This window comes from Micrococcus luteus (assembly GCF_014138885.1).
Taxonomy (GTDB): domain Bacteria; phylum Actinomycetota; class Actinomycetes; order Actinomycetales; family Micrococcaceae; genus Micrococcus; species Micrococcus luteus.
This window is the reverse complement of the sequence record NZ_JACJIK010000001.1, coordinates 2,177,919-2,192,763: the sequence shown is the minus strand read 5'-3', so window position 1 is coordinate 2,192,763 and position 14,845 is coordinate 2,177,919. Positions and strand designations below refer to the sequence as shown.

The 14,845-nt window shown below is 76.6% G+C and carries 15 protein-coding genes; 5 read left to right on the top strand and 10 right to left on the bottom strand.

The genetic code is table 11. The features are described from left to right. Positions 1-55 precede the first annotated feature (55 nt). Both HDA34_RS10210 and HDA34_RS10205 read right to left on the bottom strand, forming a co-directional pair. On the bottom strand, positions 56-1,162 hold the full coding sequence (locus HDA34_RS10210) for a 4-hydroxy-3-methylbut-2-enyl diphosphate reductase (RefSeq protein WP_049145419.1): 1,107 nt from the start codon (positions 1,160-1,162) through the stop codon (positions 56-58). Between the two features lie 53 nt (positions 1,163-1,215). Beyond that, positions 1,216-2,304 carry a hypothetical protein gene (locus tag HDA34_RS10205; RefSeq protein ID WP_134377063.1) on the bottom strand — a complete coding sequence of 363 codons (1,089 nt, stop codon included), beginning with the start codon at positions 2,302-2,304 and terminating at the stop codon, positions 1,216-1,218. A gap of 188 nt (positions 2,305-2,492) precedes the next feature. Here HDA34_RS10205 and xseA point away from each other — a divergent pair, with 188 nt between their 5' ends. Both xseA and HDA34_RS10195 read left to right on the top strand, forming a co-directional pair. Further along, on the top strand, positions 2,493-3,806 hold the full coding sequence (gene xseA / locus HDA34_RS10200) for an exodeoxyribonuclease VII large subunit (protein ID WP_134377064.1): 1,314 nt from the start codon (positions 2,493-2,495) through the stop codon (positions 3,804-3,806). After that, a complete protein-coding gene (locus HDA34_RS10195) occupies positions 3,803-4,090 on the top strand; it encodes an exodeoxyribonuclease VII small subunit (RefSeq protein ID WP_036316619.1) in 288 nt (95 codons plus the stop codon). Before xseA ends, HDA34_RS10195 begins: the two co-directional genes overlap by 4 nt. A 146-nt stretch (positions 4,091-4,236) precedes the next feature. Here the strand turns inward: HDA34_RS10195 and HDA34_RS10190 are convergent, their stop codons facing one another. The 5 genes from HDA34_RS10190 to HDA34_RS10170 form a co-directional block, all read right to left on the bottom strand. Beyond that, positions 4,237-4,821 (bottom strand): type 1 glutamine amidotransferase domain-containing protein, encoded by a 585-nt coding sequence (locus HDA34_RS10190; RefSeq protein WP_036383850.1) that lies wholly within the window; start codon positions 4,819-4,821, stop codon positions 4,237-4,239. Positions 4,822-4,949: 128 nt separating this feature from the next. Then, entirely contained in the window at positions 4,950-5,870 is a 921-nt protein-coding gene (locus HDA34_RS10185; protein ID WP_049145656.1) for a PPK2 family polyphosphate kinase, read from the bottom strand. Further along, the gene (locus HDA34_RS10180) at positions 5,863-7,101 is read right to left on the bottom strand and encodes a pyridoxal phosphate-dependent aminotransferase (protein ID WP_134377065.1); all 1,239 of its coding nucleotides are present in this window, start codon (positions 7,099-7,101) and stop codon (positions 5,863-5,865) included. Before HDA34_RS10180 ends, HDA34_RS10185 begins: the two co-directional genes overlap by 8 nt. Before the next feature lie 84 nt (positions 7,102-7,185). After that, the gene (locus HDA34_RS10175; RefSeq protein ID WP_134377066.1) at positions 7,186-8,346 is read right to left on the bottom strand and encodes a glycine betaine ABC transporter substrate-binding protein; all 1,161 of its coding nucleotides are present in this window, start codon (positions 8,344-8,346) and stop codon (positions 7,186-7,188) included. Beyond that, a complete protein-coding gene (locus tag HDA34_RS10170) occupies positions 8,343-8,819 on the bottom strand; it encodes an NUDIX hydrolase (protein ID WP_101965826.1) in 477 nt (158 codons plus the stop codon). The genes HDA34_RS10175 and HDA34_RS10170 overlap by 4 nt, the downstream gene beginning before the upstream one ends. 159 nt (positions 8,820-8,978) lie before the next feature. Here HDA34_RS10170 and HDA34_RS10165 point away from each other — a divergent pair, with 159 nt between their 5' ends. Beyond that, positions 8,979-10,814, top strand: a complete 1,836-nt coding sequence (locus tag HDA34_RS10165; protein ID WP_134377067.1) for a hypothetical protein — start codon at positions 8,979-8,981, stop codon at positions 10,812-10,814. 59 nt (positions 10,815-10,873) lie between these two features. On the opposite strand, the gene HDA34_RS10160 is transcribed toward HDA34_RS10165, so the two are convergent. The 3 genes from HDA34_RS10160 to HDA34_RS10150 all read right to left on the bottom strand — a co-directional run bounded on the left by HDA34_RS10160 (position 10,874) and on the right by HDA34_RS10150 (position 13,749). Then, complete coding sequence (locus tag HDA34_RS10160) at positions 10,874-12,109, bottom strand: phosphotransferase (protein WP_134377068.1); 1,236 nt, start codon at positions 12,107-12,109, stop codon at positions 10,874-10,876. Between the two features lie 22 nt (positions 12,110-12,131). Next, the gene (locus HDA34_RS10155; RefSeq protein WP_134377069.1) at positions 12,132-13,046 is read right to left on the bottom strand and encodes a hypothetical protein; all 915 of its coding nucleotides are present in this window, start codon (positions 13,044-13,046) and stop codon (positions 12,132-12,134) included. Between the two features lie 76 nt (positions 13,047-13,122). Then, positions 13,123-13,749: a GNAT family N-acetyltransferase gene (locus HDA34_RS10150; RefSeq protein ID WP_134377070.1), complete on the bottom strand. Its 627-nt coding sequence runs from the start codon at positions 13,747-13,749 to the stop codon at positions 13,123-13,125. Positions 13,750-13,806: 57 nt separating this feature from the next. Between HDA34_RS10150 and HDA34_RS10145 the strand changes: the two genes are divergently transcribed. Together HDA34_RS10145 and HDA34_RS10140 are read left to right on the top strand one after the other, a co-directional pair. After that, entirely contained in the window at positions 13,807-14,472 is a 666-nt protein-coding gene (locus HDA34_RS10145) for a 5-formyltetrahydrofolate cyclo-ligase (protein WP_220482134.1), read from the top strand. A gap of 88 nt (positions 14,473-14,560) precedes the next feature. Beyond that, positions 14,561-14,839: an FmdB family zinc ribbon protein gene (locus tag HDA34_RS10140; RefSeq protein WP_041104378.1), complete on the top strand. Its 279-nt coding sequence runs from the start codon at positions 14,561-14,563 to the stop codon at positions 14,837-14,839. Positions 14,840-14,845: the final 6 nt, after the last annotated feature.

Below are 14,845 nucleotides of genomic sequence, written 5' to 3'. Positions count from 1 at the left end.
CGCCGGCGTCGTGACGGCGAGTCTGCGGGCCTCAGCGAGGAGACGAGGGGCGCGCTCAGGCCTCGGTGTCGCGGCGACGTCCGCCGAGCGAGCGGGACTCGTCGCCCACCCGCTTGAGTTCGGCGCGCAGCTCCTTGGGCAGGGAGAAGATGATGTCCTCCTCGGCGGTCACCACCTCGTCCACCTGCCCGTAGCCGTACTCGGCCAGCAGCGCGAGCACCTCCTGGACCAGCACCTCGGGCACGGACGCGCCCGAGGACAGGCCCACGGTGGCCACGCCCTCGAACCAGGACTCGTCCACCTGGTTGGCGAAGTCCACGCGCTCGGCGCGGGAGGCCCCGTACTCCGCGGCGACCTCCTTGAGGCGCACCGAGTTCGAGGAGTTCGCCGAGCCCACGATGATCACCAGGTCGCACTCCGGCGAGATCGACTTGATGGCCGCCTGCCGGTTGGAGGTGGCGTAGCAGATGTCGTCCGAGGGCGGGTCCTGCAGGTTCGGGAACCGCTCGCGCAGCACGGAGACGATCTCGAGGGTCTCGTCCACGGAGAGCGTGGTCTGGGAGAGCCAGATCAGGTTGTCCGGGTCCTCCACCTGGATGGTCTGGGCCTCGGCGACGTCGTTGATCACCGTGGTGTGCTCGGGCGCCTCGCCGAACGTGCCCTCGACCTCCTCGTGGCCCTCGTGGCCGATCAGCAGGATCTGCTTGTCCTGCTTCGCGAAGCGCACGGCCTCGCGGTGCACCTTGGTCACGAGCGGGCACGTGGCGTCGATGGTGCGCAGGTTGCGCTGGGCGGCCTCCTCGACGACGGCCGGGGACACGCCGTGCGCGGAGAACACGGTCAGGGCGCCCTCGGGCACCTCGTCCAGCTCGTCGACGAACACCACGCCACGCTCGGTCAGGGTGTCCACGACGTGCCGGTTGTGGACGATCTCCTTGCGCACGTACACGGGGGCGCCGTGGTGCTCGAGGGCCTTCTCGACGGCGACGACGGCGCGGTCCACACCGGCGCAGTAGCCACGGGGGGCGGCCAGCAGCACGCGCTTCTCACCGGACACGGGCGCGGCCGCCTCCACCTCCTCACGGGAACGACGGACGCGCGGGACCTGCGGCATCCCGAGGCCGACGGCGGACGGACGGGCGGAGACGGAGGGAGCGGACATGCCCTCCATGCTATCGGCCGGGACGCAGACCGGGCCCGGGCTTCGCCGCGGGCTCAGCGCGACGTGACGTCGGCCGCGGTGTGGGAGCGGCCCACCGCGGGGGGACCGTCCACCCGGGCGGCACGGACCCGCCCACGCCGAGCGACCCACAGCTCCGCCAGGGCCAGCAGCAGGCCCGCGGCCAGCACGATCCAGCCCAGGGTGGTCAGGGTCTGGGGGTAGGGGGCGACGGCGGCCGCGAACGCCGGGCCCGCGGCCTCCTCCATCTGCTGGACGAACGCGGCCACCCCCGGGGAGGCCCCCTCGGGCGCCGTGAGGTGGATCGCGTCCGGACCCAGGCGGGCGCCGCCGATCAGCCCGCCGGCCAGGGCGACCGCACCCGCCACGGCCAGGGCGAGGCCCCGCCGTCGTCGGGGGGCGAGCAGCAGGGCGCCCACGAGCGCCAGCACGGAGGCGGCGGCGGCCCAGCGCCAGTGCGTGGAGGCGTCCACCCAGCGGTGCACGGTGGCCCGGTCCGTGCCGGCCAGGGCGTCGATGCGCGCGTCCATGCGCAGCGCGGTGCTGTCCCGCAGCTCCGCGGCGCGGTCGTACAGGGGCGCCAGCAGGGTGTCCGCGGCCCAGTCGCCGACGTCCGCGCCCATGATCGTCTCCAGCAGCGCCTGCCCGGGCAGGTCGAACCGGTCCTCGCGCAGGTCACGTTCGATGTCGCCCAGGGCGGCGGTGATCCCGGACTGCGCGACGGGACCGAACGGGATGGTCACGTCCGCGCCCGAGCCGGGCTCGTCCGCGCCCTCCGGGTCCTCGAGCTGGGCGAGCCAGGCGCGCCGGGCCTCGTCGGCGGTGTCGGACCAGCCCTGCACCACCTGCGGGTCGTCCGCCACGCGCTGGGCCAGCGGGCGCAGCAGGTCCTCGGCCGTCTGGGCCAGCGGGCCCGGCACCTGCTCGGGGACGGCGTCGTGCACGACGTCGTCGATCACCCCCGGCACGGCGGCGCGGACCTCGGGGTCCACGGCGACCTGCTCCGTCACCCCGCGCAGCAGCTCCGGGCGGTGCGTCGCCTCGTCGACGAGGGCGCCGGCCGTCGCGAGCACCGCCAGCAGGCCCGCCAGGGCTGCGACGAGGAGGCTGAGGGTGGTGCGCATGGGGTCCTTTCCATTCCGTTCCGACCCCGTCGAGCGTACCGATCCTGGCCGGAGGTTCCCCGGTCTGAGCACCCGACCGGGTCGGCGGCGGCCCCGGGGGGACACCGGGGCACCGTCTTGCGCGTCCGGCGAGGGCGGTACGGTGGGCCCGTGCCCGGGCGGACCGGGCGCGGACAGGAGGGACCCGGATGGACCAGCCCGTGACCGAGGGCGCCTCGGCGACGTCGGACGTGCCCGTCTCGGCACCCGCCCGCGCGGGCGAGACCTCCGCTGAGCGGCCGTGGCCCCTGCGCCGGCTCTCCGAGAACCTCAAGGCCCACATCGAGCGTGCCCCCGCCACGTGGATCGAGGGCCAGCTCATCGAGTTCAAGAACAACCGCGGCAACGTCTACATGACCATGCGGGACCTCGAGGAGGAGGTCTCCCTGCCGCTCACCGCCTGGCGGAACGTCGCCATGACCCTGGACGGGACCGTCCAGCAGGGCTCCCGCGTGGTGGCGCGCGTGAAGCCGAACTTCTGGCTCAAGGCCGGGCGCCTGTCCATGAACGTGCAGGAGATGCGCCCGGTCGGCCTCGGCGATCTGCTGGCCCGCGTGGAGCTGCTGCGCCGGGCCCTCGCCGAGGAGGGGCTGACCTCCCCCGCGCGCAAACGGCCCCTGCCCCTGCTCCCCCACCGGATCGGGCTCATCACCGGCCGCGACTCGGACGCGAAGCAGGACGTGCTGCGCAACACCCTGCTGCGCTGGCCCGCCGCCGAGTTCGAGATCCGCGAGGTCGCCGTGCAGGGCGCCGAGGCCCCTCGACAGGTGGCCGCCGCGCTCGCCGAGCTCGACGCCGACCCGGCCGTGGACGTCATCGTCATCGCCCGCGGCGGCGGCGCGCTCGAGGAGGTCGTGCTCCCCTTCTCGGACGAGGCACTGGTGCGCGCCGTGGCGGCGGCGCGCACGCCCGTCGTCTCGGCGATCGGCCACGAGGCGGACCGCCCGGTCCTCGACGACGTCGCCGACCTGCGCGCCTCCACGCCCACGGACGCGGCCAAACGGATCGTCCCGGACGCGGCCCAGGAGGCCGCCGGGCTCGCCGACGCGCGCCTGCGGCTGGCCTCGGCCGTCGAGCGCCGCGTGCACGCCGAGGCCGAGGGGCTCGCGGCCCTGCGCTCCCGGCCCGTGCTGGCCCGCCCGCACGTGATGGTGGACACGCGGCAGGAGGAGACGGACCGGTGGCGCGAGCGCGGCCGGTCCGCCCTGGGCCACCGGCTCGTCCGCGAGGAGGACGCCCTCACGCAGCTGCGCGCCCGCGTCCGCGCCCTGTCCCCGCAGCGCACTCTCGACCGCGGCTACGCCGTGGTCCAGCACGCCGGGCAGGTCGTGCGCGACGCGGACCAGGTCGCCCCGGACGACCGGCTCGACATCCTCGTGGCGGCCGGGCGGATCGCCGCGGACGTCGTCGCGACGCATCGGACCACCCCGACCCCATCCCACGAGAGGACACGACAGGCATGAGTGAACAGGGCATGGAGCAGACGCAGGACGCGGGCCGCCCCAGCGGTGTGGAGGGCTTCACCTCCGCGGACGTCTCGGACGTGGCCCGCATGAGCTACGAGCAGGCGCGCGCCGAGCTGGTGGAGACCGTGGGGAGGCTGGAGGCCGGTGGCGCCGGCCTCGAGGAGTCCCTGGCCCTGTGGGAGCGCGGGGAGGCGCTGGCCGACCGCTGCCAGGCCTGGCTCGACGGCGCCCGCGCCCGCCTCGACCAGGTGCGCGGCGAGGCCGCCCCCGACGCCGACTGATCCCGCCCCCCACTTTCGTTCGGGAAACGGCGGCCTCCGCGGCGCTTTCGTTCGAGAAACGGCGGCCTCCGCGGCGCTTTCGTTCGAGAAACGGCGGGGGCGGGGGCCAACGGCCCCCGCCCCACGCGGCTTGCTCCCGACGTCGGTCAGGCGGTCTGATCCTCGTGCTTGCCCTCGCCCAGCTCCTCCACGAGCTTGGCGTTGAAGGCGTCGAGGTCGTCCGGGGTGCGCGAGGTGGTCAGCCCGCTGTCCACGACGACCTCCTCGTCCACCCACTGGGCGCCCGCGTTCTTCAGGTCAGACTCCAGGGACGCGTAGCTGGTCAGACGGCGGCCGTCCACGACGCCGGCCTCGATCAGGGTCCACGGGGCGTGGCAGATGGCCGCCACCGGCTTGTGCTGCTCGAAGAAGGCACGCACGAATGCCTGGGCGTCCGTGTCGATGCGCAGGGCGTCCGCGTTCAGGGTGCCGCCCGGCATCACGAGGCCGTGGAAGTCCTCGGCCTTGGCGTCCTTCACCGTGGTGTTCACCTCGAAGGACTCGCCGTGCTCCCAGTCGGACTTCATCGCGGTGATGGTGCCGGACTTCGGGGAGACGAGCACGGGGGTCGCACCCGCGGCGATCACGGCCTCCCACGGGGAGGTCAGCTCGACCTGCTCGACACCGTCGGTCGCGAGGAACGCGACGGTCTTGCCGGACAGCGGGGCGTTCTGGACAGCGTTCTCAGTCATGAGTGCACCTTTCGGATCGGGTCCGGCGCGCCTCTGCGGCGCCCGGTGTTCCTCCATCCACTCACCGCGGCCCCGGGCTTGGCAAGGTCCGACCACCACTGCCCCGCCCACCGCGACGACGGCGGCGCTCAGCCCGCCAGCAGGCGACGGCGGGCCGCCGCGACGTCGAAGTCGGCCTCCGGCCAGTCCAGCCCCATCCCCTGCAGGGTCTCGATGATCAGCTGCTGCACCGCCAGCCGCGCGAACCACTTGCGGTCCGCCGGCACGATGAACCACGGCGCGTCCTCGGTGTCCGTCCGCTCGATCGCGATCCGGTACGCGTCCGTGTACTGGTCCCAGTACGCGCGGTCGTCGAGGTCGCCCTCGCTGAACTTCCAGTGCTTCGTGGGGTCGTCCAGGCGGGCCAGCAGGCGCTCGGCCTGCTCCTCCGGCGAGATCCGCAGCATCACCTTGACGATCCGCGTCCCCGCGGCGCGCACGGCCGCCTCGAACTCGCGGATCGCCCCGTAGCGCTCCTCCACCTCGGCCAGCGGGGAGAGCCCGCGCACGCGGTGCACGAGCACGTCCTCGTAGTGCGAGCGGTCGAACACGGAGACCAGGCCGGGCCGCGGCAGATGCGGTCGGATGCGCCACAGGAAGTCGTGGGCGCGCTCCTCCGGGGTCGGCACCTTGAACGCGTGCAGGTGGACGCCCTGCGGGTCCATCGCCCCGATCACGTGGCGCATGATCCCGCCCTTGCCGGCGGTGTCCATGCCCTGCAGGATCACCAGCAGGGACGGCACCTCTCCCACGGGCGCGTCGCGCACCGACTGGGCGAACAGCAGCTCCTGCAGGTCGGCGAGCGCCCGGCCGCGCGCGGCCAGGTCCTTCTTGCCCTTCGCCTTGTCCCCGCCGTAGCCGGGCGTCGCGGCGGCGTCGACGTCGGCCGGGCCCCGGACCTCGTCCCCGCGGCGGGCGGCGAACAGCTCCCGCGCGGGGGCGTCGAAGACGCCGTCGTCGTCGGTGGCGCGGGCGGGCCGGCCCGCCGCGGTGGCCGGGGTGTCAGCCATGGCGCTCCCTCCAGTCCTCGAGGAAGTCCTCGAGGCGGTCCAGGGCCACGCTCAGGTCCTTCACGCTGGGCAGCGTGACGAGCCGGAAGTGGTCGCTGTGCGGGTAGTTGAACGCCCCGCCGTGCGAGACGAGGATCTTCTTCGCCCGCAGCAGCTCGATGACGAACGCCTCGTCGTCGTCGATCGCGTAGACCTCCGGGTCCAGCCGCGGGAACAGGTAGAGGGCGCCGTGAGCCGGCTGCACGGACACGCCGGGGATGGCGTTCAGGCGGTCCTGGGCGAGGTTGCGCTGCTCGAGCAGTCGACCGCCGGGCAGGACGAGGTCGTTGATGGACTGGTAGCCGCCCAGTGCCACCTGGATGGCGTGCTGCGCCGGCACGTTGGCGCACATCCGCATGTTGGCCAGCAGGGTCAGGCCCTCGAGGAAGTCGGCGGCCCGGTGCTTCGGCCCGGACACGGCCACCCAGCCGGAGCGGTAGCCCGCCACCCGGTACGCCTTGGACAGGCCGGAGAACGTCAGGGTGAGCACGTCGTCGGACAGGCCGGCGGCGTTGATGTGGCGGGCGCCGTCGTAGGTGATCTTCTCGTAGATCTCATCCGCCATGAGGACGAGGTTGTGGCGGCGGGCCACGTCCACGATGCCCTGCAGCACGGCGCGGGAGTAGACCGCGCCGGTGGGGTTGTTCGGGTTGATCAGGACGATGCCCTTGGTGCGCTCCGTGATGAGGGACTCGATGTGCTCGAGATCGGGCTCCCAGCCCTCCTCCTCGACGCAGCGGTAGTGCACCGCCCGGCCCCCGGCCAGGGTGGTGGCGCCGGTCCACAGCGGGTAGTCGGGCGAGGGGACGAGGATCTCGTCGCCGTCGTCGACCAGGGCCTGCAGGACCATCGTGATCATCTCGGACACGCCGTTGCCGATGAACACGTCGTCCACGCCGATGTCCCGGATGCCCCGGGACTCGTAGTACTGCGAGACGGCGGTGCGCGCCGAGTAGATGCCCTTGGAGTCCGAGTAGCCCTGCGCGTGCGGCAGGTGCTGGTGCATCGCCGCCAGGACGGCGTCCGGCGCCTCGAAGCCGAACGGGGCCGGGTTGCCGATGTTCAGCTTCATGATCCGGTGGCCCGCGGCCTCCATCCGCTGCGCCTCCTCCAGGATGGGGCCGCGCACGTCGTAGCGGACGTTCAGCAGCTTGGCGGACTGGCGGATCTGGCGGGGATGCGGGCTCGGCATGCCCCCCATCATGGCACCCCCCGGGCGGTGTGCGTCACAGTCGAGCTCGTGCGACGCGGGCCGGCACCCCGCCCCCGTGCGAGCTCAGAACCAGGAGCCGCGGGGCACGAACCAGTCCTCGGGCGCGTCCTCCAGGCCATGGTCCACCAGCCAGTACTGCGCGGCCTCGGCGACCGGAAGCGGGTCGGCGCCCGTGGTGAGCCGTTCGAGCTCCCGCAGGCCGTCGCCGTCGAGGGCGGACATCACCTCGGCGATGCGCCGTTCGGCGTCGTCGTCCAGCGTCGCGGCGGAGCCGACGGCGGTCAGCCGCCCCTCCGGGAGCACGCGGCCGTCGTCCTCGAGCGGGACGAGCGTGTTCGCGTCGATCTCCGGATCCGTGCCGGTCAGCAGCGCGACCTGGGCCTCGTCCGCGACGACGGCGGCGGTCGGGTCCTCGGTGTCGGCCAGCCAGGTCTCGGGACGGCAGCCGGCGAGCCGGTCCAGGCGGGTGCGCAGGGCCGTGGCCGCGTCCGGGCCCGCCGCGGCGGTCAGGGGCGGGGGTGCGACGGCGGTGAGCGACTCGCACCGGCCGTTGAGGTCCGTGATCGACTCGAGCTCGAGCCGGGCCGCGGTGGGCTGGGTGACGACCGCGGTCAGGCGCAGCACACCCGCCGACGAGGACAGCACCGCCGGGGCCTCGGCCTGCGGTGTCCCCGCCGCGGCCGTCTCCTCGGCGAGCAGCGTCTCCAGGACGCGCCCGGCCGCCGGGGCGTCGGCCGCGGGGTCGCCGACGGGCAGCGCGGTGGGGCTCGGGGCGGCGGTTGAGGCGGTGGCCGAGGGGGTGGGCGCGGCGTCCGCGGACGGGCCGGCCTCCGTCCCGGTCGGCGTCGACGACGGGGTCGACGTCGGCGTCGACGTCGGGGACGGCGGGGACGGCAGCGCCGCTGCGGGGTCGGCGGCGGCGGCCAGGGCCAGGGTGTCCACGACGGCGACCGTGTCCCCGCCGGCGGCGGACCACGCGGGCTGCTCCACGGCGACGCCGTCCTCGTCCCCCACGGCGTGGCCGTGCAGGCGCAGGTGACGGGCCAGGACCGCCGCGACGGCGGCCTCCAGGCCCTCGCCGCCGTGCACGACCGTGATCGGTGCGCCTGACGCGGAGGGCGTCGGCGGGGCGTCCGCCTGCCGCGCGCACGCCCCCAGCGCCAGCGACAGCGCGAGGGCGGAGGCGGCGAGGGCCGTCGGGCGGCGGTGGGCGGGGCGGCTCACGTGGCCACCCCGGCACGGGCGAGCGCCTCGGTGACCCAGGAGGCGGTGCGCAGCCCGCTGAGCTCCGCGAGGTCGAACCAGCGTGCGTCCGTCGAGGATCCGCCGACCTCAGGGCGCAGGACGCCGCCCGTGATGCGGGCGGTGTAGAGGACCTGCACGGTGAGCAGGGGCAGCGGCTCGCCCCGCAGGCGCTTCTCCACCGGGATCGTCCCGGTCGTGACGCCCAGCAGGCCCGTGAGCTCGGCGGTGTGGCCGGTCTCCTCCCACACCTCGCGCAGGCACGCCTCCTCCGGGCTCTCGCCGAGCTCGATGCCGCCGCCGGGCAGCGTCCACTGCAGGAACTCGGGCCCCTGCCACGAGCTGAGCAGGACGCGGCCGCCGTCCACGATCAGGGCGTAGGCGCCGGCGCGCGTCTGGAACGGGCCGGCGGGGTGTGCTCCGGCGGCGTCCGGGGCGGCGGGGGTGGTGCTCATGGCTGCGGACTCCTGGCGGCAGTGGGACGGCCCGCGGCGGGCGACGCTGCGGGCCCGGCCAGTCTACGAGCACCGCCCACCGCGAACAGCGGCACGGTCCACCGACCCGCGCCCTAGGCTGGATGACCACCCGTCCCACCCCCGGAAGGAGCAGCGCCCGTGGACACCCCGCAGGACCCGCCCCACCGGGACGACCCCTCCGGCGGCCCCGTGGAGCCGGCCGTCGACGCCGCCCTGGACCGGGTGCGCGCCCTGCTCCGGCAGGCCCGCGGCACCGCGGCGCCCGACGCCCCGACCGCCCTGGACGCCCGCGGCTGGTGGGAGCTCTCCCTCGAGGCCGCGCTGCGCGACGAGCCCCGGGAGTCCGCCCGCCTCGCCGACTCCGGCCTCGCCGCGCTCGTGCCCGGCCAGGACGACGTCCGCCTCGCCCTGCTGCGGGCGCTCGCCGTCGCCGCGGGCCAGGTCGGGGACGAGGCCGCCCTGACCCGCTGGGTGGAGGCCCGGGCGGCGCTGCTGCGCCACCTCGGCCGGCCCCGGCAGGCCGGGCTCGAGTCCCAGCTCGGCGCCGCCCTCGTGCGCGATCCGGACACGGTCGAGGCGGCGGTGCTGGCCGGCGTCGTGGAGGACGAGCCGGGCGCTCCCGGCGAGGACCCCGGGGACACCGTCCTGCCCGAGGCCGCCCTGGCCCTGGCCGTGCACCGCGTGCACACCGGGGACCTGGACGCCGCGCTCGAGCTGGCCCGCCGCGTCATCGCCGTCCTGGGCGGGCTGCGCGCGGCCGGTGCCCTGCTGCCCACCGGCTCGTGGTCCAGCGCGCACCTGCTGCTCGCCCGCCTGCACCTGTGGCGGGGCGAGCACGCCGAGGCGGACGCGGCGGCCGCCGTCGTCACCGCGCTGCCCGCCGCCCGGGCCGTCCTGGCCTCCGCCACCACGGTGCGGGCGATCGCCGCCCATGAGCTGGACCGTCCGACGGCGGCCCTCGACCTGGCGCTCGAGGCGGCGGAGCGGATGGCCTCGGTCGGTCTGCGGCGCGGCGCGGCCTCCGCGGCGGCCCTGGCCGGGCGCGTGGCCGGCGACCTCGACGGGTACGAGGAGGTCGCCGTGGCCGCGTGGGAGCTGGCCTCCGTGCACGCGGAGAAGGCCGAGGCGCCGGAGGCCTCGAGCCTGAGCTACTGGTGGGCGCACCAGCTCGTGCTCGCCGGCCGCGCCGACGAGGCCGAGCCCCTGCTCGCCCGGTTGGTGCGCCGCGAGGCCACCCACGGCCGGGACGTCGAGCAGGCCCGCGCCCTCGTGGACCTCGGCCACGCCCACCACGACCAGGACCGCGCCGAGAACGCGCTGCCCCTGTGGCGGGAGGCGGCCGGCCTGTTCGAGGCCCACGGCCAGTGGGAGGACGCCGCGCGCACGCTCCTGGCCGCCGGCGCCCTCGTGAACCGCGAGCGCGACGAACGCACCCGGCCCTCCGCCCTCGACCTGTTCGAGCGGGCGGTCGCGGCCGCGCGCCAGGCGGTGGACGAGGACCCGGCGGTACTGCCGGCCGCGCTGCACGCGCACGGGTACCTGCTGTGCGAGTCCGGCCAGGCGGAGGGCCTCGACCTCCTCGAGGAGGCGCTCGCCCTCGTGCGGTACGCCGGCGCCGACTGGCAGGTGGCCGACTACACGGACACCCGCGCCCGGGCCCTGTGGTCGCTCGAGCGGGGGCCGGAGGCGATCGCCACCGCGCTGCAGGCCGCCGACCTGTTCACCGCCGCCGGGGACCGCGAGGGCGCCGCGCAGGCCGAGCTCTTCGCCGCCTACGTGGTGGCCGAGGACGGCAGCCCCGAGCAGGCCGCGACGCTCTTCCGCCTGGTGTGCGACTCCACCGACTCCACGCTCGTGCGCCTCGGCGCGCTCACGGGCCTGCACCAGTGCCTGTCCGCCCTCGGGGACCACGACGGCGCCGCGCGCGTCCGGGACGAGCTCGACGCGCTCCGCGAGGGGCTCGGCGCGGACTGACCGCCGCTCGAGGCGGCGGCCCGGCGGCCCGGCCCGACTGCGGCGGCCGCCGTCGCGGGTCAGAGGCCGACGCGGGCCAGGGCAGCGTCGGCGGCGGCACGGCGGGCGGACCGCACCGCGCGGGGTGCGGTCGGCTGCGCCGCGAGGGCGGCGAGCACGGTCGCGACGCGGGCGGCCAGCGCCACCTCGTCGACCTCGCTGCGGGCGTGGCGCCGAAACCGTGCGGCCACGGCGCGCAGCGCGGCGCCGCCGGCGCCGAGGTCCGCGGCGCCCGCCTCGAGATGGGCGATCAGGACGGCCCAGTCGTCCACGCGGTGTCCCGTGCCCAGGTCGTCGGCGTCCAGCACGCCGGTGATCCGCTCCCCCGCGGCGTCCACGTGCAGGTTCCCCGGGTGCAGGTCGCCGTGCACGGGCACGCGCGGGCCGGGGTCCCCGGCCGCGAGCGCCGCGCGGATCCGGTCCGCCCGGGCGGCGGCCTCGTCCTGGGCCTCGGGGTCCAGCACGACGGCGGCCCACGTGGCGTGCTCGAGCAGGACGGCGGGTCCGCCGTCGTCCGCGTCGGCGCCCCCGGCCGCCCCGGCCGTGGGGCTGGCCGGGCCGGGGGGCTCCTCGGGCACCGGCGGCAGCCGGTCCAGCAGCGCGGCGACCCGCGCGGGGTCGAGCGCGGCGGCCTCGGGCCCGGCCAGCAACGCCCGCCAGGGCAGGCCCGGCACGCTCGCGAGCGGGAGCACCCCGCGCTCCGGCGCCGCGAGGACGGCGGGCACCGGCACCCCGGCCGCCCCCGCCGCGGCCATGCGCCGGGCAACCCGTGCGGCGCGCGCGGGCGGGAGCACCTTCAGGAACGTGCGGCCCACGACGCCGTCGTCGCCGGTCGCCTCGACGGCCAGGACCGCCCGGTCCCGCGGCCGGTAGCCGCGCCACGTGAGGCGGGCCCGGCCCGGCGCCGTGCCGATCAGGGCCGCGAGCGCGTCCGGATCGGCGGTCAGCGTGAGGCCCGGCAGGACGGGGTCGGCGGGGGCCCACCACCACAGGGTGCCGTCCTCCAGGATCCCGCGCTCGCCCGGGACGGGCGGGCACGCCGCGGCAGGGGCGGCGAGGTGTCGGGGGTCGCGGGCGAGGACGAGGGTGCGGGATCGCACGCGAGCCTCGCCGGCGCGTCCGGTCATCACGTCCAGGTCCAGGACCCGCGCGAGCCGACGTCCCCGCTGCAGGTGCAGGGCGTCGGCTCGGGTGCGCAGCCAGCGCTGGCCCGACGCGCGGACGGCCTGGCGCGCGGCGGCTCGGTCGATGCTCACGGGCGCTCCCGCCCGGCGGGGCTCAGCAGGCCCGGCGCCGCGCCAGGACGTTGTCCAGGTCCAGGGCGGCGATGTCCTGCTCGGCGGCGGCGCTGATCTGATCGTCCGCCGTGCGCGCGGCGTCCTGGAGCCGGGCGTCCGCGCCGGTGGGGGCGGGGGCCTCGAGCGGCGCCGGCAGGGGGCGGGCCATCTCCGGAGCGTCCAGGTAGGTGGGGCGCGGCACCGTGGGGATGGTCACCGCACGGTCCGCTGCGGGGGCGGCGGCGGAGGCGGTCACCACCACGGGCTCGACCCGGGGCGCGGCGGGCGCGGCGGCCGGACGCGGCGCCTCGGTCTCGAAGGCCAGCACGGTCTCCAGCACGCGGCGGTCCCGCTCGGGGTCCGCGGGCGGGGCCTGCCGCTCCTCGGCCGCCGGGGCGGTGGGGCACTCCGGGACGACGACGGCGGCGGCGGGCCGGGCGCGACGGGTGCGGTCGCGGACCGCGAGGGCCCGCAGGCCGGCCAGCCCGGCCACGGCGAACAGGAGCGACCAGCCTGCCAGGGCGAGCGTGCCCGCGCCGAACGCGGCGGCCAGCCCGGCCACGAGGAACACGAGCAGGGCCACGAGGGCGGCGAGGAACAGCGCCGTGCGCCCCCACCGGATGTGCAGGCCGGTCCGGCCGCGGGCGGCGCGCGCCGCGTCGGCGGCGGCGCCCAGGCGGCCCGAGAACCGGGCGGTCAGGGCACGGACGGCGGGCGAGCTCTGCAGGCGGTGCATGAAGGACCTCGGCATCGACGGGCGGGCGGGGGCGGACGCGAGACGATGGCGGCGCAGCACGAGCCGCCAGGCCAGGAAGGCCACGAGGGCCACGATGACCAGCGACGCGCTCACCCGGGCGTCGGCCAGCGCGTCGAGCGCGGCCTGCACGGCCCTTGTCGGCGCGGTGGTCTCGTCCATGCGGTCAGCCTAGCGCCGGGGGCGGACCAGTCCGGCCATCGGGGCGTGTCCGCACGCGGCGTGTCCCGTCGGCCGTTCAGGGGCGCGGCCGGGTGGCCAGCCACCGGGCCAGCAGGCCGTCGGGGACCTCCTCGGCGGTCACCGCGAACGTCCGGTGGTCCCGCCAGGCGCCGTCCACGTGCAGGTACGCGCGCCGCAGGCCCTCGTCGCGCAGGCCGAGCTTCGCCACGACCCGCAGGCTGGCCGCGTTCTCCGGGCGGATGTTGACCTCGACCCGGTGCAGACCGGCGCTGCGGAACGCCCAGTCCGTCGCCATGGCCACGGCCGTCGGGGTCAGCCCCCGGCCGGCCTGGCGACGGTCGATCCAGTAGCCGATCGAGCCGGAGAGCACCGAGCCGTACTGGATCCCGCCCAGGGACAGCAGCCCCACCAGGCGGTCCCGGTCCGGGCGGTCGTCGTCGAGGACCATGCCCCACGTGTAGGCGCTGCCGTCCCGGCCCTGCCGGCCGTGCCAGCGAACCATCTGCCCGAACGACGCCGGGCCCGCGCCCGGCACGGGGCTCGTCGCATCCCACGGCGTCAGCCACTCGCGGTTGTGCGCCCGCTGCTCCTCCCACGCCTCCCGGTCCCGCCTCCGCAGCGGCCGCAGGGCGAGGGTGCCGTGCCGCAGGGTCACGGGCCAGGGGGAACGCTGCCAGGACATGGCGTCGATCCTATGCGCGGCCGGGCGCGGCTCCGGTGCGGCGGGCATCATGGGGACATGCGCACTCCCCCTCCCGTGCCCGAGCCCGCCGCCACGGGCCCCGTCGCCGGCGTCGACGACGTCGTGGACGCCAAGGCCGCCCTGCGTGCCCGCCTGCGCACCGCCCGCCGCGACCGCTCCCCCGCGCGCCGCGCCGCCGAGTCCGCGGCGGCCGTCGAGCACCTGTGGGCGTGGCTGGGTCCGCGCGTGGCCGCGGCGACCGCGGACGGGACCGCCCCGGTGGTGGCCACCGTGCTGCCGATGGCCACCGAGCCGGACACCGGTGTGCTGCGCACGCGCCTGCTGGCCGCCGGGTCGCGGGTGCTCGTCCCCGTGATCGAGCCGGAACGCCGCCTGAGCTGGACTCCGTGGCACCCGGAGGTCGCGACGGCGCGCGCGGCGAACGCCCCCGTGGACGAGCCCGTGGGCGAACGGCTCGGGACCGACGCGCTGGCGGCGGCGACCGCGGTGGTCATGCCGGCGCTCGCGGTGGCCGAGGACGGGATGCGCCTGGGCCAGGGCGGGGGCTACTACGACCGCTTCCTCGCCGAGCTGCCGCGGAGCGTGCCGACCGTGGCCCTCGTGTTCGAGGACGAGCTGCTGCCGGCGGGCGCCATCCCTGCCGAGCCCACGGACCGGCCCGTGGACGGCGTCGTCACCGCGGCCGGGCTGCGCTGGGTCTGAGCCCGGCCCGCGGCGCGGAGTAGCATCGGGGGTCGGATCCCCCCAGAACCGCGCGCCCCGGCGCGCCCCGAGCGAGCTGGAGCTGAGCATGCCCACCTACGCCTACCGCTGCAAGGACTGCGGCCACGCCTTCGACGTCGTCCAGGCCTTCACCGACGACGCCCTCACCGAGTGCCCCGCGTGCGGCGGCGTCCTGCGCAAGCAGTACGGCTCGGTCGGCGTGAGCTTCAAGGGCTCCGGGTTCTACCGGACCGACTCGCGCTCCGGCACCGGGGGCACCGGCTCGGCCGGCGGATCGACCTCGGACTCGGCCGCCGGGTCCTCGACGTCCTCGACGTCGTCCTCGTCCTCCGCCCCCGCGGACTGACCCGGC